General features: G+C 36.4%; 26 protein-coding genes. 1 reads left to right on the top strand and 25 read right to left on the bottom strand.

What is annotated here, in order from left to right; all coding sequences use genetic code 11:
• Positions 1-427: 427 nt before the first annotated feature.
• The 24 genes from AC25Y5_RS02080 to AC25Y5_RS01965 form a co-directional block, all read right to left on the bottom strand.
• Positions 428-1909 (bottom strand): TOTE conflict system archaeo-eukaryotic primase domain-containing protein, encoded by a 1482-nt coding sequence (locus AC25Y5_RS02080; protein ID WP_488138856.1) that lies wholly within the window; start codon positions 1907-1909, stop codon positions 428-430.
• Between the two features lie 199 nt (positions 1910-2108).
• Positions 2109-2906, bottom strand: a complete 798-nt coding sequence (locus AC25Y5_RS02075) for a hypothetical protein (RefSeq protein ID WP_488138855.1) — start codon at positions 2904-2906, stop codon at positions 2109-2111.
• Positions 2907-3695: 789 nt separating this feature from the next.
• Entirely contained in the window at positions 3696-4265 is a 570-nt protein-coding gene (locus AC25Y5_RS02070) for a hypothetical protein (RefSeq protein WP_488138854.1), read from the bottom strand.
• Between the two features lie 129 nt (positions 4266-4394).
• Positions 4395-4856 (bottom strand): DUF2691 family protein, encoded by a 462-nt coding sequence (locus tag AC25Y5_RS02065; protein WP_488138853.1) that lies wholly within the window; start codon positions 4854-4856, stop codon positions 4395-4397.
• Positions 4857-4945: 89 nt separating this feature from the next.
• Entirely contained in the window at positions 4946-5716 is a 771-nt protein-coding gene (locus AC25Y5_RS02060; RefSeq protein WP_488138852.1) for an alpha/beta hydrolase, read from the bottom strand.
• Between the two features lie 132 nt (positions 5717-5848).
• On the bottom strand, positions 5849-6142 hold the full coding sequence (locus AC25Y5_RS02055; protein ID WP_488138925.1) for a barstar family protein: 294 nt from the start codon (positions 6140-6142) through the stop codon (positions 5849-5851).
• Positions 6143-6354: 212 nt separating this feature from the next.
• Positions 6355-6750: a hypothetical protein gene (locus tag AC25Y5_RS02050; protein ID WP_488138851.1), complete on the bottom strand. Its 396-nt coding sequence runs from the start codon at positions 6748-6750 to the stop codon at positions 6355-6357.
• Between the two features lie 122 nt (positions 6751-6872).
• Positions 6873-7085: a hypothetical protein gene (locus AC25Y5_RS02045; protein ID WP_488138850.1), complete on the bottom strand. Its 213-nt coding sequence runs from the start codon at positions 7083-7085 to the stop codon at positions 6873-6875.
• 208 nt (positions 7086-7293) lie between these two features.
• Positions 7294-7488: a hypothetical protein gene (locus AC25Y5_RS02040; protein WP_488138849.1), complete on the bottom strand. Its 195-nt coding sequence runs from the start codon at positions 7486-7488 to the stop codon at positions 7294-7296.
• A 533-nt stretch (positions 7489-8021) separates the two neighbouring features.
• Positions 8022-8339 (bottom strand): colicin immunity domain-containing protein, encoded by a 318-nt coding sequence (locus AC25Y5_RS02035; protein WP_488138848.1) that lies wholly within the window; start codon positions 8337-8339, stop codon positions 8022-8024.
• A gap of 274 nt (positions 8340-8613) precedes the next feature.
• On the bottom strand, positions 8614-8916 hold the full coding sequence (locus AC25Y5_RS02030) for a hypothetical protein (protein ID WP_488138847.1): 303 nt from the start codon (positions 8914-8916) through the stop codon (positions 8614-8616).
• Positions 8917-9037: 121 nt separating this feature from the next.
• On the bottom strand, positions 9038-9853 hold the full coding sequence (locus tag AC25Y5_RS02025; RefSeq protein ID WP_488138846.1) for a hypothetical protein: 816 nt from the start codon (positions 9851-9853) through the stop codon (positions 9038-9040).
• A gap of 58 nt (positions 9854-9911) precedes the next feature.
• Complete coding sequence (locus AC25Y5_RS02020; protein WP_488138845.1) at positions 9912-10295, bottom strand: hypothetical protein; 384 nt, start codon at positions 10293-10295, stop codon at positions 9912-9914.
• A 925-nt stretch (positions 10296-11220) separates the two neighbouring features.
• Positions 11221-12195 carry a tyrosine-type recombinase/integrase gene (locus tag AC25Y5_RS02015; protein ID WP_488138844.1) on the bottom strand — a complete coding sequence of 325 codons (975 nt, stop codon included), beginning with the start codon at positions 12193-12195 and terminating at the stop codon, positions 11221-11223.
• A gap of 624 nt (positions 12196-12819) precedes the next feature.
• Positions 12820-13314, bottom strand: coding sequence for a metallophosphoesterase (locus AC25Y5_RS02010; RefSeq protein ID WP_488138843.1), 495 nt, complete (start codon positions 13312-13314; stop codon positions 12820-12822).
• Positions 13311-13925: an XTP/dITP diphosphatase gene (locus AC25Y5_RS02005; protein WP_488138842.1), complete on the bottom strand. Its 615-nt coding sequence runs from the start codon at positions 13923-13925 to the stop codon at positions 13311-13313. The genes AC25Y5_RS02010 and AC25Y5_RS02005 overlap by 4 nt, the downstream gene beginning before the upstream one ends.
• Positions 13922-14680, bottom strand: a complete 759-nt coding sequence (gene rph / locus AC25Y5_RS02000; protein ID WP_488138841.1) for a ribonuclease PH — start codon at positions 14678-14680, stop codon at positions 13922-13924. Before rph ends, AC25Y5_RS02005 begins: the two co-directional genes overlap by 4 nt.
• Before the next feature lie 101 nt (positions 14681-14781).
• On the bottom strand, positions 14782-15576 hold the full coding sequence (gene racE, locus AC25Y5_RS01995) for a glutamate racemase (protein WP_488138840.1): 795 nt from the start codon (positions 15574-15576) through the stop codon (positions 14782-14784).
• Between the two features lie 9 nt (positions 15577-15585).
• Positions 15586-15993 carry a MarR family winged helix-turn-helix transcriptional regulator gene (locus tag AC25Y5_RS01990; RefSeq protein ID WP_488138924.1) on the bottom strand — a complete coding sequence of 136 codons (408 nt, stop codon included), beginning with the start codon at positions 15991-15993 and terminating at the stop codon, positions 15586-15588.
• A gap of 281 nt (positions 15994-16274) precedes the next feature.
• On the bottom strand, positions 16275-16496 hold the full coding sequence (locus AC25Y5_RS01985; RefSeq protein ID WP_482100101.1) for a helix-turn-helix domain-containing protein: 222 nt from the start codon (positions 16494-16496) through the stop codon (positions 16275-16277).
• A gap of 75 nt (positions 16497-16571) precedes the next feature.
• On the bottom strand, positions 16572-17015 hold the full coding sequence (locus AC25Y5_RS01980; protein WP_488138839.1) for an acyl-CoA thioesterase: 444 nt from the start codon (positions 17013-17015) through the stop codon (positions 16572-16574).
• Between the two features lie 137 nt (positions 17016-17152).
• Complete coding sequence (sdhB, locus tag AC25Y5_RS01975; protein ID WP_482099698.1) at positions 17153-17959, bottom strand: succinate dehydrogenase iron-sulfur subunit; 807 nt, start codon at positions 17957-17959, stop codon at positions 17153-17155.
• Between the two features lie 5 nt (positions 17960-17964).
• Complete coding sequence (sdhA, locus tag AC25Y5_RS01970; protein WP_488138838.1) at positions 17965-19719, bottom strand: succinate dehydrogenase flavoprotein subunit; 1755 nt, start codon at positions 19717-19719, stop codon at positions 17965-17967.
• 57 nt (positions 19720-19776) lie between these two features.
• Entirely contained in the window at positions 19777-20385 is a 609-nt protein-coding gene (locus AC25Y5_RS01965; RefSeq protein ID WP_482099700.1) for a succinate dehydrogenase cytochrome b558 subunit, read from the bottom strand.
• Between the two features lie 237 nt (positions 20386-20622).
• Here AC25Y5_RS01965 and AC25Y5_RS01960 point away from each other — a divergent pair, with 237 nt between their 5' ends.
• Entirely contained in the window at positions 20623-21033 is a 411-nt protein-coding gene (locus tag AC25Y5_RS01960) for a YslB family protein (protein WP_488138837.1), read from the top strand.
• Between the two features lie 45 nt (positions 21034-21078).
• Here AC25Y5_RS01960 and AC25Y5_RS01955 read toward each other — a convergent pair whose 3' ends face one another.
• A complete protein-coding gene (locus AC25Y5_RS01955; RefSeq protein WP_482099702.1) occupies positions 21079-22296 on the bottom strand; it encodes an aspartate kinase in 1218 nt (405 codons plus the stop codon).
• Positions 22297-22319 lie beyond the last annotated feature (23 nt).

Raw genomic sequence — 22319 nt, 5'->3', positions numbered from 1 at the left:
GACCATCCCTCATCATTTTGGAAGTCTGCAAGATAAAAATCTTTCTTTTATATAGATTGTACGTTTTTACCTATAATAGGTTATTAATATATACGGTTGCATTAGCAATGCCAGATAACTAAATAGAATCACTAGAGCAATATTACCAAGCAATAAAACCAATGATTCTAAAAGAAACTGATATGAAATGTCATAGTCATAAAAACAAAATGTAACTTCCCTATCATGAAGAGTAAGAAGGCATTGTCGAACGCCCTCTCACTTATGTAGTTCATGATTGTGCAAATCTTGATTAGCATTACGTTTCATTCCATATGAGTAATTGTGTTTTATTTAATCTTAGACTTATGATAAATCAAAGATTTCTCTTGTACGTTTTTACCTATAATAGGTTATTAATATATACGGTTGCATTAGCAATGCCATATTAGCTAATTAGCTTTACAAGACTCTCATAATGTCTTCTAGGTAGCATTCTCTTTAAAGTCTTTTTATCATAGAAGTGCAAAATACAAGAATTAAATGAATCAGTATAATTCAAACCACTGTATACTACTCTGAATGAAGCATCCTCTTCTTTTACACACTCAATATTCATATTATAGATGTTTGGTTTTTTTTCCTTTTTAATTACCTTGCCATTCTCATCTTTTACTTTGCGATTACGTTCGATAATTTCCAAAATACCACTTTGTTCAAGTTTATTTATTAGATTTCTTGTCGTTTTTTCAACTAAACCACTTGCATGGCTCATTTGCATATATGTCATATAAAAATTTCCATTCTTCATTGCATATCTTTTACTATGTATGAGTAAGCAATAGGTCAACAGTTTTTCATTTTTACTTTTCAATTGCAATATCTGTCTCATTTCCTCATATGTAACAAATAAATCCTTTTCTTCTATCGTTAAACTTATCTCATTTTCATATATGTACTTGACGATTGATTGTATATCTTTAATTCCATCGTCCCATTTAGTTGTATAGTTCCTTGTATCTTGCTCGCCCATCCATTCAACTAATGCCTTGTAACATTCTTCATTGGTCAAGCCTTGAAAACGGAAATATTTGCCTAATTTATACAATGAATTATGTCTCATGCCTGTTGTAGTTAATCCTGTATGTAACAATTTTTCAATTACTTCAATCGTTTCCTGTTCACCTATGTTTTCCCTATATATTTTTAAGGGTGTATACTTGCTTTCAATAAATCCTCTTACTTCTTCAACCTCTCTAACTTCTTTTTCTTCAACCACATCTCGTTCGCGCTCTAAGATATTGTAAATAATTCCAACATCCATTTGTTTAATCTTTAGAATATATTCCTTACTCTGAATAGGCTTTAATCCTTTGTCATAATTTACATACCAACAACAAGATTTACGCTTATTTTTAAAATTAATACCTAATGGGATTTTCACACCTTGCTTCATTGCGTTAGGTCTATATTCTACTTGTCCATAGTCAATGTTCAGCAAGTCCCCTGCATTCACTACTAATAGGTATAATTCATAAGCATCTCCATTTTTGATTGGATTATTGAAATACAATTCTACGTGATAGCCTTTATTTCCGCTTAAAGATATATGTATATCATCATCTGGAATCCCAATTTCTATTAAACAATTAACTAAACGATAAACAGTCCATTTAGCTTGTTCCTTGTCTTTAACATCAACATCAAAGCATATAAATTTCGTATGATTTGTAGAAGAAAAAACACCTAATGTTGCTTTTTCATCTAAATGTCTTTGGATTACATAATCGTTAAGAGAAAATACCTTTTCGTTATTATACTTGTTAAACGTTTGATAATTACCATGTTCAGATAGAATCAAATACTGATACCTTGCCATAATAAACAGCTCATTTATTTTTTCTATTATATCCTTATCTTTATTAACCATATTACTCCTCTATTCTCTTAAAAAGAGTAAAGAGGTAATTCCATATGTATTTAATTAATTGCGTTATATATTTTCAATAATTTCATGTTTTATATTTGATGTTCTAGGAACACCCCTTTAACCTTCAGTAAATTGAATTTATTTATTTATTCTAACTTTAACTTCAATTCTGTTATTTTCATGTTATCAAGCACTAAATTCATGCTGTAATCACTTGGCTTCCATCAATCCAGATACCATAACTATCAAAGCTATATTGATTATTACTTATTATGTATTCTTTTCCTGTATCGTAATCTACAAGTATTTTCTTCATAGTAACAATACCTTTATAAAGTGGGGAATCCTGTTTTTCCAACATGCCATTAAGAGTTTGTATAAGTATAGAGTAACCATTACCTACGCTAAGTATCTTCCCACTATCCTTAAAGAGATTTATAGTGCTATATGCAGGAATACTTAATTCTTTCATAACATCCTTCGTAGACTCGTAATCTGTTATTCTCACAACCTTAAAACCCTTGATAAATACCACTTTACACTTTATAGAAATAGCCTTGAATGCATTTTCTTTATGAGATAATACTTGAATATTTTCCATTGTATAATGACCGCCTTTTTCAATATTTGACTCTATGCGGTCTATAGTTGGGCGTGAATTTGGTAATCTGCCACCTTCATTGTATTTCTCGCTTAGTTTTACCCATTTACTCCAAAACTCTGTATTATTCATTAAGGCTTCCTTCATATTTATAGGCTTTTTCCAGTCACACTTAACTCCTTTATATGCTTCTTTTTTATCACTTCTCACCCTTTCCGAAACCGCTCTGCAAGACCTATGTAATAAATGCTCGGCTAATTCAATACCTGTATAACCGTCAATTTTAGTTCTTTTTATATAGCTCCTACATTCATTACAAATATTCCCTTGATGATAATACTCCTCTCTCTTAACATAATGATTTCTCTTGCTACAATAAAACTTCTGTTGGTTCATACTAATGATTCTCCTTACTTTTTTTCTCCCTTTCTCGTTAATCTGTTGACAAAGGATTAAACACCCTGTACAATAAAGATAAGGTAATACAACTCTGCCAACACACTAGAAGTGGGAGTTCTATAAATATACCACCAATTGCTAATTTTGTCAAGTTCATATCTTACGATATAAAACTACTATCAATATATTGATAGTAGTTTTTTTAGTTCTTCCTAATCAAAGTTAAATAGCAATATGTCCACCCAAAACTCTTTTCATTTGTACTCCTTCCTAGATTTTGCTTATTCTATTTCAAAATCTTCGCTCACCACTCTCCATAGCAAAAGGACTTCCCATTGTTGCAGAGAAGTCCTTAGAAGCATGTAACTATATGATTGTGGATTGCCCCCTATCCCACGCACGTGAGAAACATCTCAATTAAGGGGTATTAGGAGTATTTATTTTACTTTCATACGGTGTATTAATTAACAAGAGTGGTTAGATGTAAGTATCTTAAACTTTATCTCCAAATTCGATTCCTCGCCCCTAAATATTCATAGTTACTTTTATGTATAGATATAACAAAGTCATTTAATCTTCTTCACATAAAATTAGAGCCTTACCACATTGGTCTATGTAGTAAGACTATTTAAAGTTGTTATATACAAATCATGGAATTAAAGCTGTTTCAAAAATCGATAATAAAACTATTTAATTCGGTTTCCGAATCTTTAAGTAAAGCACCCGTTAGTTTAAGTACATTTATTCACAAACTTTGCTCTTTATTTGATTGTTAACTGCAATGCTCTATTTTAAAACTGTCTCAGCTGGGGTAAATGCTTCCCATTTATTATATTTCGTTGTTATTGATGAAATAAACCAATACTCTCTAAATGGTTCTAGATTCTTTTCCACAATAATAATCTTCTGCCCATTTACTAAATTCTGTGTAGATGTCTTTACATCGTAATTAACGGTATACCGCATTTTGGATTCACTAAGCTTTTCTTCTTTGGTGAAACGAAAGTTACTAACCCAAGGGCTTGACTGCCCTGTTACCCAGCGTGTTTCCTCAAATTTACTCCTTGATTTTTCTTGAAGCGAAGGGGACAACATCGTATATTGAACGGCACCACTTCGATTATTCACGCCTAATATCCACAATTCAACTGCTTGTTTCGGTTCGCCTACGTGCAGACCACCTATAAAAGACTCTAACTGGAGTTCTAAAGGGGTGTATTGTCTTACTTCAGTAGATTTTTCCTCAAAAGAGGGAGGAGTATTGTTCAGTTGTGCATTTACTGTTCCATAGTACACCCCACAAATTAGTATACTAAATAAAACCAATAGAAGAGGTTTGCTTTTATCCAATTTCATCACCCTAAATTATATTTAGGTTTAGTTTATCCTGCTCAGTTACAATCATACCTTGTTCAACTAACCTGCTTCGTTAGTTTAAGTACATAACTTCACAATCTGCTGGTCAAACGATGCCTAAATTATGTATTAAAAAGCTATCAACGTTGTACTTGTATCATTTCCATCTGTAATATACTCTATATTTTTGTAACCAGCAGTTACTGCCTTAGAGAAAATATGCTTAATAGTTATTTGGTCTTTTGAATAAATCATTACATATGAGGAATCGACCAATAGGAGTACAAATGTACATTCACTTTCAACAAATTCTTGATAAGTTGCAATTTCTCTCACATCTGAATTTTTCGGAAATCCTTTTAAATCAACAAATATAAGATAATAATCTTCTCTTGAAATTTCCTTATATAGTCCTTCCTCATTTAACACGCTGATATTTGGAAATAGGGGGTCCCCTAATGTATTATTTTCAATAAAATATGATTCTCCACCACCAATTTTCCAAGTTAATCCTTTTAAATTGATGCCATCTAATATCTCAAACAAATATTTCCCGTAAGCATTTGGAATTTCAAAAGATATACCTCTCACTCGTAATCCCCATTTCTCTTTTTTTAATTAACCTGCCCCGTTAGTTGAACAAGATGATAAGTATTATGATTACTTTTAAGGGACTATTTCTATTTTACTGACGTTAAAAATGTAAATAATTCAGGGACTCTTTCTCTAAAAGACAAATAGTTATGTTCCGCATCTTTAACAATTTCAAACTTTGCATTTGGTATTTTTTCTTTTAAGATTTCATAAATGACTTTATTTGAAGCTAAAAATTCCTTATTTATTATTTCTTCATCTCCAGCTTCCTTAGTTCCGCAGTCTAAGTATAAACTTTCAATTAGTGACAAATCAGAACACTGTATTAACTTTTCAATTTCCTTCTGGTTACGATAAAAAGCTGAAGATAAAACCGCTACGCTTCTGAAAACTTGAGGATAACGACACATAGCGTAAGTGGAAATAAGTCCTCCTAAGGAAATTCCCGCCATTGCAGTACGGTTTTTTAATGTACGATATTTATTGTCTATGAATGGCTTTAGTTCATTTACTATAAAATCTACATATTGTATCCCTTTTCCACCAGCTAAACTTTCCTTACCTAATATTTTCTTGCTATATTCCCCGCTTATCCAAGGACAATATTCATTTATTCTTTCTTCTCTATTTTGGTCTATTCCGACAACGATAACTTCCAATTCATTTTCATCTAAATAATTTTCAAGTTTTAAAGACGTGCCACCAATTGCATCATTATCCTGAAAAACATTTTGCCCATCGTGCATATACAACACTGGGTAACTCTGATTTTCCTTGGTGTAATTTTTAGGTAGATATATTCTAATCAGTCTTTCTTGTTCGAATGAAGTTATATATAAATGAAATATTTCTAACATAACTATTCCACCTTTCGCTATCATTTCTATATTTTAAGTCATTCATAATTTTTGTTATCCCTTATATACTTGATAACCTAATCTAGTTCAATAAGTAAAAAGGCTTTACTCCTTCTTGAAGTAAAGCACCCGTTAGTTGAATAAGAAATCACATTTTGCTAGATAAATCTCTTCATTGAAATCACTTAGACATTCTTTCATTATTTTTGCATCAAATGGTAAGTTTCTTTCTAAGAATCCCCATCCAACGAATTGGATTTGCATTGGTAGTTCAACAAGTCCTGTAATTGCATCCCAAAAAGCATCCCAATTTTCACCGTAAAAATTGGGGAAACCAAGCATATCTTTTAATAGCAAATGTAATTCTGTTGAAGATTTAATATTTGTTACATCAATCTTCACAGTGGGCTTTCGTTCGTTTATCAGATGGAACACCTCAATCAATTTATAGTGTGCTGTATTTTATCATTATTTCTTAATATATTTCTGTTCCTAATTCAACTAACCTGCTTCGTTAGTTAAATAAGGTGTAGTGAATATAAACGGGGTTATATTTACTGGTTTTTTGCAACACAAAAGGGAACTCTTTGAGTTCCTTTACTTGAACTAAGCACCCGTTAGTTTAATAAGAATCAAAATCACACCAGCATTTTAGCCGTTTTTCTCTTTAAAAAAACTAGGTCCAGAAAAACAAGTCCAAGAGATAAACCTAGGGAGGTAGAAACTATGTTATACAAATCAAACTCTAATGATTTAAAGATATAGTCAGCAATATAAGTAAACCCACTTAAAAAAACAAAATAAGCAATAAATTTATACAGTCTTTTTCTTATTTCAATCCATTTTAATTTTCTCATATTGATAATTACCGCAATCATGAAATAAAAAAAAGAGAGAAAAAGAAAAATGATATAGCCGATTACAAATGCAAGAGAAAAAGAACTATCAATGTCCTTATATACAATGAATAATGTAGTAATTGTGCCTACTACAAACAGTACATAAATGATATAAGTTAAAATATTTTTCTTCATTTTACACCCCACTGATTTTCAATACCTTAACTTTTCATTAAGTATCTCAGTAAAATCCAAATTTGTTTATGAGTAATTTTTACCTTCTTCAGCTAACCTGCCCCGTTAGTTGAAGTAGAAAATCACTCATTTTTCTTAAAATAAATAGCTAATAATATGACTAATATGATTTCTGTAACAAAAACGAACCATAAAGCTGGTTGGATATGTTCTAATGGTGTTCCTCCTACTGAACCCACAGCAAGTTTACTTAACCAAACGTATTCACCCCAGATAATAATTGCAAGTAGTTGTGTAAATAACGCCACAATAACCAAAGGTATAAATTTTTTCAAACTCATTCCCCCTTATCTATAAATTTTATGTATAGGCTTCAGAAATCCACGTTTCATTCCTCATTTTTAGCTATCATTACTCAACTAAACGCCCCGTTAGTTCAATAAGAAAAAGCCACCCTAACAGGCAACCACTTGTTGAACTGATGCACCCATTAGTTGAAGTACAACCTAGTGTACATTTTATACAATGTGAAGAACCTTCTTTTTATTTAGCATGGTTATTTCGATTGTCTCTTCTAAAAAACACGTCTGTCATCAGCAATAATATACACCCTACTAGAATTACGCCGGCAATGATTGTTCCTCGCGTGTCCTCGCCCCATCTAGTCAAGATTGTATAGACTTGAAAGACACTCAAGAGAATGAGTCCGACTTTTAAGGGTAATGTTTTTGTTTTCATGTTTATCACCTATTCCTAGTTTTCTATCTCTAATGCAGGCTTTTGATATTCAACTAACCTGCTTCTTTAGTTCAATAAGAAAAAAGGCTTTAATCCTTCTTGAAGTAAAGCTACCCGTTAGTTTAAAAAGAACACTAAAAGAATTGCCCCAGTAACCCTATAAAAAAGATGGATAATATAAAAGTTGGTATTGAAATTAATATCTTATTTCGTATCCTAATACTCTCGAATTGTCTATATACTTTAATTACTACCGGATAAACGATGATTATGATAAGTAAGTTTATACATATTGCTATTAAATCAACAGAAGTAAATGGTTTACCTATGTAGTTATCAATGGGAATGTTGATAACAAAAAGTGCTGAAAATAAAATGAATTGATAAGTACAAAATTTTACATAATTCAAAGGTGACTACCCCTATTCGATGGCTATTATCCTTTATGGATACTTTTATATTTAGTATATTTCATCAGGAAATTTTTCCATATCCCCTTATTGAAGTAAAGTACCCGTTAGTTCAACAAAATTTTAAGGGTTATTCAATAAACTATTTAATTTAACCCATGCATCACTTACTTCTTTTCTTAGTTGTTGTTCGGAAATTTCAAAGGCAGTTTCTTGTCCAGGAAGACATTCGTGCCAATAACAATCAACTGCTTCAAAAACTCCGTTTAAGATTTCGAATAGCGTGTTACCCATTCTTTCTGTCTCGTTTTTAAATGTATATAGATAGTCACGTTCAAAATCTTCAACAGTAATTATTTCATTTATAAAATCCTCCATTAACCTTTTATACTTATAAGCAAACATTTCTTTACCTCTTTTATAGATTTTTTTTGAACCCATTCTAACGAGATTCCTTTTCCAAGTAAACTGCTCCGTTAGTTGAAGAAGAAAAGTGACGCTTATTCAACAATCGCGCTCGATTGTGGCATAAAAAAATCCTGCATATTAACATAACACAGAATTTTTAATCAAAATTTATTTTAAATGATTAATCTTTTTGGCTGTTTTCGTATAGATTGTTGCTTTTTTGACCATACATTTCGACGGCGTGTGGCTTTCAAATTTCCAACTGTTGAGAGAATAAATAATTATTGTACATTATTTTCCATAATAATCAAAATCCATGCTTCTTTTTGTTAAATTGGAGTATAACAAGGTACAAGATAGAAATAGTCACTAGAAAAGAAAATGGATTCATCCCTTCTGCTTCCTGTCCTTTCCAAATCTCCATATACACGAATTTTCCACTCTTGAAAAGCAATAACCCGATTACAATAGCAAATGTTTGGGACATAGTTTTTGCTTTTATAAGTTGCTTTCTTTCATCGCCTTGTTTAGCTAACGAGGATAATAAAAGACCTATTAGCACAACCGCTAATAAAATAATTCCGAGACCCAACATTGATAGCCAATCCAAAAAAATCACCCCTCTCCATATTTATTCTATCAATATAAATATTTCCATGTAAATTCACGCATGAAGAGCAACAATACTTACGAAAACAACCATCTTTTTTATTAAATATTACAAATATTTATTACATAGGAATTTGTAGTTGCCCCAGATAAGAAATTAAACGTTGAGCATTAAGAGCAAGTGTTGTACCTTCTGCTGAAAGTTCATTAACAAATTTGAGTTTCTCCAAAGTTCTACGTATCAAACTTTTTCTGGGTTGTTCCCCATTTTGCGTGGTGTCAGCAATATCCGTTAAATCATCTAAAATATCTTCTTGTAGTTCAACTTCACCAATTGGATTCGCCTTTAATTCTGCAATAATTGTTTGAATAATTCCTAGTAATTCATCATTGCTAGTTGCAGTGTTATTTTGAGTTGCTTGTACATCTCCGTGTTTAGCCATAATTAATTGTCCATTTGGACCTTGATTAATTACAATACCACCTTGCTTTTCGTTTAATCCCATTTCGATTTCCAGCTCCCTTAAATACCTATTTATACGACTATATAGAATTTGAGTAACTTCCCGGCTGAATTCTCGAATCATATCGCGAGATTTATTTGACGTTCCATATCCAAATGTAACTGATGAATATCTAATATTGTTATCGCTAACATATTGTAGAAGTTGATAAATAAAAGCCACTTCTTCGCTGTCATCAAGCGGAATCTCGAATTTGGTATTAAAACCCACATTTTTCACTAGTTCTTTTATGTCAAAGGATGTTTTATTATGTTTCGCAATAAAATCATAAACTAAAGGCTCGTTATTAATAAAATGTAAAAACTTCTTTAAAGTTCTATCAGCCTCTACATCATTTGTAGCGTTTAATAAAGTAGATGAAACGTCTCTAAATTTCAAGCTAGTAATGTTAAAGGCTTTATGGTCAATAATCATAGTTATGAAACACCTCCGCAATAAGGGCAATATGGTTTTATTGAATACGAAATTGGATTTATTTTAATAACCCTATCACAGCAGTTCGTCTTAAATAGTTCAAGGTCATCTTTTTCGTACAAGGTTGGTGAACTGTTTTTTTTAATGGTGTGGTCTTTATACGAACATTTTTAGAACTTTTTTTACTTAATCCTTTAAACATATCGTTTAAATGATTTTTAACTAGATTCATCGCTTCAATTTCTGCTGATTCTATTAAATCATCAGAGCAAAATGCATTAATTTCATCATTTAAGCCACAACTTGGACAATACATTATATCGCCTTCAAATGATTCAAACTCATTCATTTCTAACTTAAACCGTTCGTGACAGTGAGGGCAATTAAATGATACACAGTTATCTTCATCACTTGATTTTGAAATAGATGTATAATGTTCCATTTTATTTCCTCCTTTTGGTGATTACATCTTTTTTAGTTGAGTAGTTCAATAAACATATTAAGTATAGCTATTTAGTAACATAGGAATTACTTTTCTATCTTGCACTCAATCTCTCACTTCTACAAATAACCTTTATTCTTGTTGAACTATTCTGCCCCTTTAGTTGAAGATTCGGTAACCGAAATTCGCTTTAACGATTGGATACATTTTCTATTATTGTAACTTAAATAGTAATAACCCACACTATTTTTTTTAGTATCTCGGCTATTATTTATAAACGACTTTATTGTTTTTTAATAACTTTATGTATCTGTAAACACCTTATTTGTAACTGCTCCAACAAGCCATCATAAACAATAGAAAATAAAAATAGAATCCAATCTAACGAAAACATATGAAATAAATGCGATAAATCCAAAACAGTTTGTAAAAAACGCACTATTTTAGAGCATAAATCATTTCTTTGTTTTTAGTATTAAATAATCACTTTAAACCCCTTATAATCCATGACATCATTTTTAATATGAATTATCAATGTTCAAACGGTAAACTCTAGTACTCTTCCTAAGACTTATCTATGATTACTTCAATATTCTTCTTATCTAAATATGCACGTGGGAAACATCTCAATTAAGGTGTATTAAGAGTATTTATTTTACTTTCATACGGTGTTTTAATTAATAAGAGTGCGGGGATTGTATAGCTATAGGGCTTCTGTGACAATGGATGTCTTCTATTGGGCATAAGTACCCCGCACATCCACAATAATCTTGTTCTTTTAAAGTATGCTTCTCCGCTAAATACTCATAAGAAGACAAAAAGAATCCCATCTAATAAAAGACAGGACTCTTTAAACTCAAGCATTTCCATTGCTAGTATTAAATTTCTTCCTCTTTGCTAAATCTATTTATATTACTGTTACTAATTATAGGTATTCCCTTAAATCAGATGCGACCTCTTCCACATCTAAATCTAAGTACTGAGTAGTCACAGCGAGGTCTGAGTGTCCAAGTGCTTTTGAAATTAGCGCAATGCTTGCACCCTTGTCTAATAGACTCTTAGCGTACCCTCTCCGTATGGCGTGTGCATTGATATTCTCAAGTCCGAACCGTTTAGAGTACTTAGTAAGTTGCTTAGAGATAGCGTTATTAGTTGATTTAGTATTTAGAGATGTACCTTTACGAGAAACAAAGATATTTTTATTGGCTGTCTTGTAATGAGCTCTGATTTTACAATTTTGCTTAATCAAAATCTTGTATAAACTAATTAATTTTTCATCAATAGGCAGTTTAAGCACTTGATGATTCTTTAATATCGTCCCATCTAACACAAGTAGTTTACTGTCAAAGTCAATATGTCGTTCTTCTAACTGTCCCAAAGTGTTTATTCTAATCCCTGTCTTATACATAGTGATAATCGCTGTAGCATCTCTTAAACCTGTAAATGTACTCATATCAATCAATGATAATAAAAGTTGTATATCGTTAGCTTTGGCTCCCTTTTTGACTTTCTTATCTACCTTAATATTAATGGAATGCCAAAACTTAGTCTTATACCAACCATTGTTAAAACATTTGCTGAGGAACGATTTTAGAGCTTTTAAACGTGTTAGCTTCGTTTGATTAGATACCTTCATCGAATCTAGCCATACATAGATTATCTCTATGTTTATTTCATCTAGATACTCAATATTAGTGCACTTTAAGAAGCCATGAACAATCGTTTCATAGTCTTTCATTGTACGTGGTCTATAACCACTTGTTAGCATTTGTTGAAGTATAATACGAAGTGCACTTTCAACATTTTTTGAATGAATGACTTTCTCCTTTGGCTGTTGCTGAATAATTTCGATTTCGCTCAGACCAAAATCCACATCAAATAATCCTGTCTTTTTCGTCATAATAAAAAATCCTCCATTCAGTTGAATTGGAAGATAATTTCGTGTCTTATTATACGTAAATGTTAGGGTACAAAAAAGGGATTCTGCACCAGTGACCGAAGCCCTGACCGAATCCCTAATCTGTCTCAAACCCTATCACATCAAGGCTTGAACTGCGCATTAATTATGTCCCAGGAGGGATTCGAACCCCCGACCGACGGCTTAGCTTACCACTATGGTTTTCACCACCAGCGAAATACTGTTTGTAGTCTGGACTATAACTTCACCATTTCAGGTGCGACACGTTTAGTCTCTACGGAACCTCACGATAATCATATGATTATACTTTAGATTTTCTACCCCCGGTTGAACCGGACCTTCGAATATCCTTGATCTTGATTATGTAAATAAAGATCGTAAGTTTCCTCGGTATTGCCATCAGCATTATCTGTTAAGGTTTCACCGATACGGTGTCGTCCACTCTACGAGTTCTCTTTCCTCGTAAAGGCTCCTATTGTTGTTGAAGGCCGTTGCTCTATCCAGCTGAGCTACTGAGACGTGCGTTTAAGTGTTTGCTTGTTTCTTAAGGACAAGCTTTAGTATAGATAAGTTTCAAACAAAAGTCAACATTAATTTTAAATATTTTTAAATACTTTTAAACTCTATGAAATCGACTGTTTCATGCACCATATTTTTAAAGGATATTTGCATTGTTTCATTCCATTCTACGACTGCGTACGTCGCGACTTTTCCACCGCGGGGCTGCATTGTGCTTCCCGGATTCAAGAACAAAATGCCGTCTTTTTGCTCGGCACCATAAAGGTGTGAATGGCCAAACAGAACTATATCCGCTCCACACTCTTTTGCATAATAATAAAGCTTCATCAGTGAGTGGTTTACGTTGTGCTCATGACCATGGACAAGCAATACGGTTTTACTTCGCACCTCGACAATTAAAGACATAGGAAACTTAGCATCATGATCACAATTCCCACGGACCTTGTGCATTGTATGCAAAACGGGATCATTAAATGCAAGTTCGCTGTCTCCGCAATGAAATAGTGCATCCGCGGGTAGTGCAGAAACGGCTTTCACCGTTTCCTTATCTCCATGCGAATCACTCATGACTATAATTTTCATATTGAATCTCCTAAGAAAGACATATATTGAGGTAATTTAGACTTTAACTGAGCCAGCGCTGCTCCACGATGTGAAATTCCACTTTTTTCTTCAGCTGACAACTCTGCCATCGTCCGGTTTAATGCCGGCAGGAAAAAGATTGGATCGTAACCGAAACCATTAGACCCTTGCCGCCTTGTGTGGATAAATCCTTCGCAGCTACCCGAAAATGTTTCTGTTTTCAAACCAGGTCCAGCCACCGCGAGCACACAGCGGAATCTAGCACTACGATCGCCCTCAGAAGCCGTTTTTAGCTCATTAAGTACTTTGTCTATATTAGCGTCATCATTTTTCTCCAGCCCCGCAAATCGAGCTGAGTACACACCTGGTGCTCCGTCTAGAAAATCAATTTCAAGTCCGCTATCGTCAGCAATGACAACTTTACCAAGCAAACGTGCCACTGTTTCCGCTTTTAAAATTGCATTCTCCTCGAACGTAACACCTGTCTCTTCGACATCAATGCTGCCTTCAATATCATTTAGGGTAAGAACTTGTACCTTTAACGGCTTGAAAAGCGCTTCAAAGTCCTTTGCTTTGCCTTTATTATTTGTAGCGATCAAGACTTCTTTCATGACTCATTATGATCTTTCGACTTGATTAGCTGAGCAACTAAACCGAGTGCTTCTTTTTGTATGTCTATTAATTGGTTGATGCCCGTTTCGGCAAGTTCCACAAGACCATTCATTTCTTCGCGTGTGAATGTTGACTCTTCACCTGTCCCCTGAAGCTCAACAAACGCACCCGCCCCGGTCATAACAACGTTCATATCAACAGCGGCTGACGAATCTTCAATATAGTCTAGATCTAGAATAAGTTCATCTTCAATCGTTTTACCAACACTTGTTGCTGCAAGGTAATCAGTAATCGGAAATTTAGCTAAGCCTTTTTCAATATGCAATTTAGATATCGCCAGTGCTGTCGCGACAAATGCACCTGTAATCGATGCTGTACGCGTACCACCATCCGCCTGGATAACGTCACAGTCTATCCAAATCGTTCGTTCCCCTAGCGCCTCGAGATCAATGATAGCACGCAGAGCGCGTCCAATTAAACGTTGAATTTCCATCGTACGTCCACCGATTTTACCTTTTGATGCTTCGCGTTGCGTTCTTTGTCCTGTGGCACGTGGCAACATTGAGTATTCAGCTGTTACCCAGCCTTTTCCGCTATTTCGTAAAAAGTGTGGAACCCGTTCTTCAATTGAAGCTGTACAAATTACCTTCGTATTTCCAACTGTAATTAGAACAGAGCCTTCTGGGTGTATTAAATAATCCGTTTCTATTATTACTGGCCTAATCATATCGGCCGCTCTTCCATCATGTCTCATATAGTGTAGCCTCCATCTTTCAAGTTTGCGTTTTCATCTTAGTATAACCCATTTGCTAAAGGCAAAAACCCGGTAATCCCAAATAGGACATTCCGGGTTCGTCACAATTCGATATGTCTAACATCTGGGTTTTCAATCGATAACCAATCCATAACGATTGCACGGAAACTATCTGATTCACCGGTTGTATAAAACACTGGCGCTAAATCGTATTCAGATGGACATTCAATATCATTTGCTAGTAGAATTCGTTCAACATCACAAACTGTTTCCACCGCGGAAGATATAATTTGCACATTATCCGGCAACGTTTTTTTTATATGGTGTTCTAACAATGGATAATGTGTACAGCCCAATATCGCTGCATCAAAGTCTATATCTGCAAGTTCATGAAGTGCTTGTTCGACAATCACGCCTGCATTTTCCGAGTTGTATTGACCACTTTCAACAATTGGTACAAACTCAGGGCAAGCAAGTGAATAAACCGATGCATTCGATGCTAGTCCATGAATTGCATTTTCATAGGCTCCACTTTTAATCGTTCCCGTAGTTCCTAGTACGGCGATTTTTTGCGTTTCTGAAGCATTAACCGCAGCTCGCGCACCAGGAGCAATTACACCAATGACTGGGAAAGGGAAATTTGCCCGTATTTCATCGAGAGCTACTGCTGTGGCTGTATTACAGGCTATTACAAGCATTTTTATGCCCATTTTTGACAGCGCCGTTGCCATCTCCATTGTAAAGACCTGGACTTCTTGAGTTGGACGTGGCCCATATGGACAACGTGCATCATCTCCTATGTAGACGATTGGTTCATTCGGTAGCCGTTTAAGAATTTCTTTTACTACGGTCAGTCCGCCAACGCCGGAATCGATTACTCCGATTGGTGCTTCCACTGTAATCCCTCAATCCTTTTTCATCTCTTGGTGTAGTTTAGTCAGCAGATCAGAGAAAACTTTTACTTCCTTTTCATCGAAATCTGTCAGCACTGAATTCAGATAATGACGTCGCTTATCAATCACTTCTTCAATTACCCTTTCACCTTCGCTTAGCAAGTGAATTCGTACAACTCGGCGATCGGTTGTATCACGAACTCTCTTTACAAGGGAGTTCTTTTCCATCCGATCAACCAAATCTGTCGTAGTGCTAAAAGCAAGGAACATTTTGTTCGAAAGATCTCCGATTGTCATATCTCCATGTTCAAAAAGCCACTGCAATGCGACAAATTGTGGAGGGGTAATTGTGTAGTTGCTAAGGATTCTACGTCCTTGCTGTTTAATAATCGCAGCAACATACCGCAATTCTTTCTCCATATGCGCTACTTCTTCTGTATATTCATTGTTTGGTGAGGTGTTTTCCGTCAAATAAACCAGCCCCCTGAGAACGATTCCTGTCTACTCATTGTCTCCCTTTTCCGCGCGTAAGGCAATACCTTTTAAAGTGATGGTAAAAAACACTAAAAGAATAGCCGTTTGAATTCTGCATGATGCAGGTCAAACAGCTATTCTTAAGGTGCGTCATTACATAATTGCGCAAAATTTAAATACGCATTTCGACAAATAAGTTCTTATTGTCTTTGGTCATGAATACCCTTTTAACGCAACTGTAATTCACCCAAACGCAATAATTCGATTACCGCCTGCGCTCTACCGGAAACACCGAGCTTTTGAATCGTGTTCGAAATATGGTTCCGAACAGTCTTTTCGCTGATTCCGAGCCGCCCTGCGATATCTTTTGTCGTTTGATCATCAACGAGCAGATTGAATATTTCCCGTTCTCTAGCGGTGAGCAAAGAACGGTTTTTAGAGTTTTCTATCAAGACGCGCCCTCCTATCCACTTTCACTTTAAAATATGTGAAGAATGAGCGGGCTGTGCCGGCTACTTGATTATTTAATGGTCAAATAGCAATTTTTCTTTAGCAGTCCATGGAACACCTTTGCCTGTTTTTCTGCTAATTTGGACCATCGAACCTCGTCCTGTGAAAACGATATCCCCTTTACTATTTTCCGCCATGTAGTGGATATCTATAGAACTGTTACCAATGGATGCAGCTTTCACGAAAATTGTAAGCTGTTCATCAAAAAATACTTGTTTCACAAAATCACATTGCAGGTCTGCAACAACCGGAAACGTCTCGCCCGCTGGATCAAGCCAATTATTCATCAACTTAATTTCCTTTAGATATTCAATTCTTGCGTGTTCAAAATAAACAAATGGAATTGTATTATTTAAATGACCATACATATCCGTTTCTGAAAATCGGACAGAAACCGGAACGGAGAATTTAAAGTCAGAAGTCCATTCCGTTAATTCCGCTATGTAAGCAGCTTTCATCTGTAAAAACCCCTTCTCTTTTAAAATGAATGAATACTCATTCTTCTATTCTATCAAATTTTCCCACATAAATGAAGCTTCGGGTTAAAAAGAAAAAACCCCGCTAGGCACTTGCCTAGCGGAGCATTAGACTGAAATCAGTCTACCATATGGTCACTTCCAAAGAAGTTTTTAAACATTTGAACATTCGTTGCGCGGTTCATTGCAGCAATCGAAGTTGTAAGAGGAATTCCTTTTGGACATGCAACTACACAGTTTTGTGAGTTACCGCATTCTCCAATACCACCATCAGTCATAAGTGTAGCTAGACGCTCGTCTTTGTTCATTGCACCTGTGGGATGCGAATTGAACAGACGGACTTGTGAAAGAAGTGCAGGTCCCATAAAGTTTGTATTGTCATTGACGTTCGGGCATGCTTCAAGGCATACACCACATGTCATACATTTAGAAAGCTCATATGCCCATTGACGCTTACGCTCAGGCATACGTGGTCCTTCACCTAAGTCATAAGTTCCATCAATCGGAATCCAAGCTTTTATTTTCTTCAAAGAATCAAACATGAATTCTCTATCAACAATCAAGTCGCGAACGACAGGGAATGTTTTCATAGGTTCAAGTTTAATGGGTTGTGTGAATTGGTCCACAAGTGCTGTACAAGATTGACGTGGACGTCCGTTGATAACCATCGAACATGCGCCACAAACCTCTTCTAGACAACTCATTTCCCAGTTAACTGGTGTAGTGTTCTTACCTTCTGCATTGACCGGATTACGACGAATTTCCATTAACGCTGAAATAACGTTCATATTCGGTCTATATTCTACTTCAAAACTTTCCATATAAGGTTGCGAATCAGCTGTATCCTGGCGTTGAATTTCAAAACGGACAGTTTTCTTAGCTGTTTGCTGTTCGCGTTCCTGTACGGCTGTATTGTTCTCGCTCAATTATCTCAATCTCCTTTCTTCGCGGAGTAATCGCGTGTACGTGGCGGAATCAAGGAAACATCGACTTCTTCGTAATGGAAGATTGGTGCAGAATGTCCATCGAATTTCGCCATCGTCGTTTTCAGGAAGTTCTCATCATCACGATTTGGGAATTCTGGTTTGTAATGGGCTCCACGGCTTTCATTACGATTCAGCGCTCCAAGTGTGATGACTCGAGCTAAGTATAGCATGTTTTTCAGCTGACGCGTAAATGTTGCGCCTTGGTTAGACCACTTTTGTGTATCGATAATGTTAATGTTTTCATAACGTTCTAGAAGCTCGACGATCTTATCATCCGTAGCTTGAAGCTTATCATTGTGGCGTACCACTGTAACGTTATCTGTCATCCATTCTCCAAGCTCTTTATGAAGGATATACGCATTTTCAGTACCGTTCATTTTAAGTGTATCATCCCACTTCTGTTGCTCTTCTTTTTCTGCCTCGTCAAAGATTGTTGAAGGGAGATCCACTACAGATCGTTTTAAGTGCTTCATATATTTGATAGCATTCGGTCCTGCGACCATTCCACCGTATATTGCTGAAAGGAGTGAGTTTGCGCCAAGACGGTTTGCACCATGCTGCGAATAATCAACTTCTCCTGCTGCAAATAGGCCTGGAATACTTGTTTGCTGATCATAATCGACCCATAACCCGCCCATTGAATAGTGGACTGCCGGGAAGATTTTCATCGGAAGTTTACGCGGATCGTCGCCTGTAAATTTCTCGTATATTTCAATAATTCCGCCCAGCTTGATATCAAGTTCTTTCGGATCCTTATGGGAAAGGTCCAAGTACACCATGTTTTCGCCGTTAATACCAAGTTTTTGATTAACACAAACGTCGAAAATTTCACGGGTTGCAATATCTCGAGGTACAAGGTTACCGTAGTCCGGATATTTTTCTTCGAGGAAGTACCAAGGTTTTCCGTCTTTATAAGTCCAGATACGACCGCCTTCACCACGTGCAGATTCACTCATAAGACGAAGTTTGTCGTCTCCTGGAATCGCTGTAGGGTGAATTTGAATGAACTCACCGTTTGCATATTGTGCTCCTTGTTGATAAACGATGGAAGCAGCAGAACCTGTATTTATGACTGAGTTTGTCGTTTTCCCGAAAATGATACCGGGACCACCTGTAGCCATAATTACTGCGTCGCCTCTAAACGCTTTAATTTCCATTGTTTTCATGTTTTGTGCTTTGATACCGCGGCATACGCCTTCTTCGTCAAGTACAACACCTAAGAATTCCCAGTGTTCATATTTCTGAACAAGTCCATCGACTTCAAAACGTCGAACTTGCTCATCAAGTGCATATAGAAGCTGTTGCCCTGTTGTTGCTCCCGCAAATGCCGTACGGTGGTGCATTGTACCTCCGAAGCGTCGGAAATCCAAAAGTCCTTCAGGTGTCCGGTTGAACATTACGCCCATACGGTCCAACAAACTAATGATTCCTGGTGCCGCGGCCGTCATGGCTTGTACAGGGGGTTGATTCGCAAGGAAGTCTCCTCCATATACAGAGTCATCGAAGTGGATTTCAACCGAATCGCCTTCCCCTTTTGTATTCACTGCGCCGTTGATGCCACCTTGCGCACATACTGAGTGGGAACGTTTAACCGGAACAATTGAGAACAGGTCGACCGGCGTGCCGTCTTCAGCTGCTTTGATAGTTGCCATCAAGCCTGCAAGACCTCCGCCGACAACAATCAATCTGCTTTTCGCCATTATTGTTTCACTCCTCAAATTATAGGGATCTCGTATTTCGCTAAATTAATTTTTTTATTAAATGAAAGCAAGTAGTGCTTGTACACCAATTACAGAGAGAACTAGGAAAACGACAATTGAAATATATGTAACTATTTTTTGTGAACGCGGTGATTGTGTTAATCCCCAGCTTACTAGGAATGACCAAATACCGTTTGACAAGTGGAATGTTGCCGCAATAACTCCCGCAATGTAGAATGCAAGCATGAACGGATTCGACAATATATCTTCCATCATATTAAAGTCCACATCAGCACCTAATGCTTTTTGAACTCTAGTCTGATAAATATGCCATGCGATGAACACAACTAGGAATACTCCAGTTATGCGTTGTAGCATAAACATCCAGTTACGGAAAGTACCGTATCGTTGTACGTTGTTTTTCGATGTGAAAGCTATGTACACACCATAGAATCCGTGGAACATGAGTGGAATGTAGATGATAAACCATTCAAGGTACAGAACGAATGGTAAGCTCCCCATGAAATTGGAAGCGGTGTTGAATGCTTCTGGACCCCGTGTCGCAAAATGGTTAATGACCAAATGCTGGACAAGAAAAAGCCCCACCGGAATGATTCCGAGCAACGAATGAAGACGACGTAAATAGAAATCTGATTCTCTTGACAAGTCTTTTACCCTCCCTTATTAACTGAGTCCGCCAATCGTCGTATGCCATCGTTTCGACACGAAGCAAATGTTGACGGCGTACCTCTTCATGGTACAATATTATGACATAACCATTGTACTCCTCAGTTTTGAAGAGGTCAAGACGATTCAGGCTTTTTGCCACGCCTTAATCTAGTACTCTTTTATGCCATTAGACTTACTGATTCTATCATTTAACCGAAAGGGTTGCATGTTCGATTGGAAAACATTACATACGATACGCCGACCCGATTCGGCTATGAACTTTTACGGGACCACGTGTTGCCTAGTATTCTCGGCAACCACGAAGATGACATTCTGTACTGGGCTGGAAAAGATGTGGCCAGAAAATTCCCCATATTCAGCATTGATGAAATACCTATTTTCTTTACGGAAGCCGGTTGGGGTCCACTTCATCTTGATAAGACTGAAAAAGAAGAAGCGTTTTATTCGATGAAAAACGATTTTGGGACAAATAACCAAAATAGATCTTGTCAACTTGAAGCGGGCTTCATTGCAGAACAATACCAAAAATTAAATGGACTTCTGACTGAATGCTACGGTGAAATGAAAGACGGTTTGGTGCACTTTCAAGTCAAATGGGATTTAAAAACCAAAATTGAAGCATGAATCGAAGATGCCCCGGTATTGGGTGCATCTTCTTTTAATTCTACTTTACTTTCTATCTAAACCGAATTGCTCATGAAGTGTTGCAACTGCTTTCTCCATATCCGATTCAGGAATGACTACGGAGACTTTGATTTCAGAAGTGCTCACCATTTTCACGGGAACGGTTGCGTTCCTCAGCGTGTCGAACATTTGCGCAGCAACTCCCGGATTCGATACCATTCCACTGCCCACGATTGAAACTTTCGCCAGTCCTACTTCAAAATCTGCCCGACTGTAACCGAGCGATTCTTTTTCGGTCTCCAAAACATTTATCGCTTCTGCGAAATCCTCTTTTTTAATGGAAAATGACACAGACGGCTGTACGCCTTCCATAATTGTCTGGACAATGATGTCGACGTTTACATGTTGTTTCGCGAGTGCAGTGAAAATGTTAGCAAGTGAGCCATTATAAGGAACTTCATACATCACTGTAATCCGTACAATTTCTCTCTCAAAAGCGATGCCACGTACAATTAAATTGTTCTCCAAATCGATTTCCTCCTTGATAACTGTTCCTACTCCGTCCATATGAGCCGGTCTTACCCGAAGCGGCATTTGATGATTTTTTGCAAACTCAACTGCTCTTGGATGAAGCACACCCGCGCCAAGGTTAGCGATTTCCAACATTTCATCGTAAGAAATTTCCTCAAGTTTCGTCGCTTGTTCGATCAATCTTGGGTCCGTCGTAAATACCCCTTCGACGTCCGTGTAAATATCACAACTAGCTGCATCGAGTGCAATCGCAATTGCGACGGCACTCGTATCGGAACCACCGCGACCAAGTGTTGTCAGCTCACCGTTATTATCAATACCTTGGAAACCAGTGATTACTGCAACCGCTCCTGATTCTAATGCGGTTTGAATTTTGTCAGCATTAACTTGTTCAATCCTTGCATTACCATGAACAGCCTCTGTCGTTACCCCTGCTTGCCAACCTGTGTATGACCGTGCTTCTAACCCTTGTGCAGTAATCGCCATTGCAAGTAAAGACGCTGTTACTTGTTCTCCTGTTACAAGGAGCATATCTAATTCGCGCCGTCCTGCTTTGGGATTAATCTCCATTGCCAACCTTAAAAGTTCATCTGTTGTTTTACCCATCGCAGAGACAATGACAGCCACTTGGTTTCCACGATTAACCTCATTTTTAACAAGTGTTGCAGCCCGTGCAATTCTCTCTGGATTTGCAACTGATGTCCCTCCGAATTTCATTACAATACGTCCCATGATTTTTCCTCCATTTTCCCCTG

The organism is Sporosarcina sp. Y1011 (genome assembly GCF_057669885.1).
The sequence above is the reverse complement of the archived record's forward strand: the minus strand, read 5'-3'. Positions and strand labels throughout refer to the sequence as shown.

Coding starts and splice junctions, on each gene's coding strand:
- AC25Y5_RS01980 (WP_488138839.1), bottom strand. CDS start 17,015: ATGAAAGCTGCTTACATAGCGGAATTAACGGAATGGACTTCTGACTTT.
- AC25Y5_RS02005 (WP_488138842.1), bottom strand. CDS start 13,925: ATGAAAGAAGTCTTGATCGCTACAAATAATAAAGGCAAAGCAAAGGAC.
- AC25Y5_RS02060 (WP_488138852.1), bottom strand. CDS start 5,716: ATGTTAGAAATATTTCATTTATATATAACTTCATTCGAACAAGAAAGA.
- AC25Y5_RS02050 (WP_488138851.1), bottom strand. CDS start 6,750: ATGAAGAAAAATATTTTAACTTATATCATTTATGTACTGTTTGTAGTA.
- AC25Y5_RS02020 (WP_488138845.1), bottom strand. CDS start 10,295: ATGGAACATTATACATCTATTTCAAAATCAAGTGATGAAGATAACTGT.
- AC25Y5_RS02070 (WP_488138854.1), bottom strand. CDS start 4,265: ATGAAATTGGATAAAAGCAAACCTCTTCTATTGGTTTTATTTAGTATA.
- AC25Y5_RS02080 (WP_488138856.1), bottom strand. CDS start 1,909: ATGGTTAATAAAGATAAGGATATAATAGAAAAAATAAATGAGCTGTTT.
- AC25Y5_RS02035 (WP_488138848.1), bottom strand. CDS start 8,339: ATGGGTTCAAAAAAAATCTATAAAAGAGGTAAAGAAATGTTTGCTTAT.
- AC25Y5_RS02010 (WP_488138843.1), bottom strand. CDS start 13,314: ATGAAAATTATAGTCATGAGTGATTCGCATGGAGATAAGGAAACGGTG.
- rph (WP_488138841.1), bottom strand. CDS start 14,680: ATGAGACATGATGGAAGAGCGGCCGATATGATTAGGCCAGTAATAATA.
- AC25Y5_RS02025 (WP_488138846.1), bottom strand. CDS start 9,853: ATGATTATTGACCATAAAGCCTTTAACATTACTAGCTTGAAATTTAGA.
- sdhA (WP_488138838.1), bottom strand. CDS start 19,719: ATGGCGAAAAGCAGATTGATTGTTGTCGGCGGAGGTCTTGCAGGCTTG.
- AC25Y5_RS02040 (WP_488138849.1), bottom strand. CDS start 7,488: ATGAAAACAAAAACATTACCCTTAAAAGTCGGACTCATTCTCTTGAGT.
- AC25Y5_RS02075 (WP_488138855.1), bottom strand. CDS start 2,906: ATGAACCAACAGAAGTTTTATTGTAGCAAGAGAAATCATTATGTTAAG.
- AC25Y5_RS01955 (WP_482099702.1), bottom strand. CDS start 22,296: ATGGGACGTATTGTAATGAAATTCGGAGGGACATCAGTTGCAAATCCA.
- AC25Y5_RS01990 (WP_488138924.1), bottom strand. CDS start 15,993: ATGGAGAAAGAATTGCGGTATGTTGCTGCGATTATTAAACAGCAAGGA.
- AC25Y5_RS02015 (WP_488138844.1), bottom strand. CDS start 12,195: ATGACGAAAAAGACAGGATTATTTGATGTGGATTTTGGTCTGAGCGAA.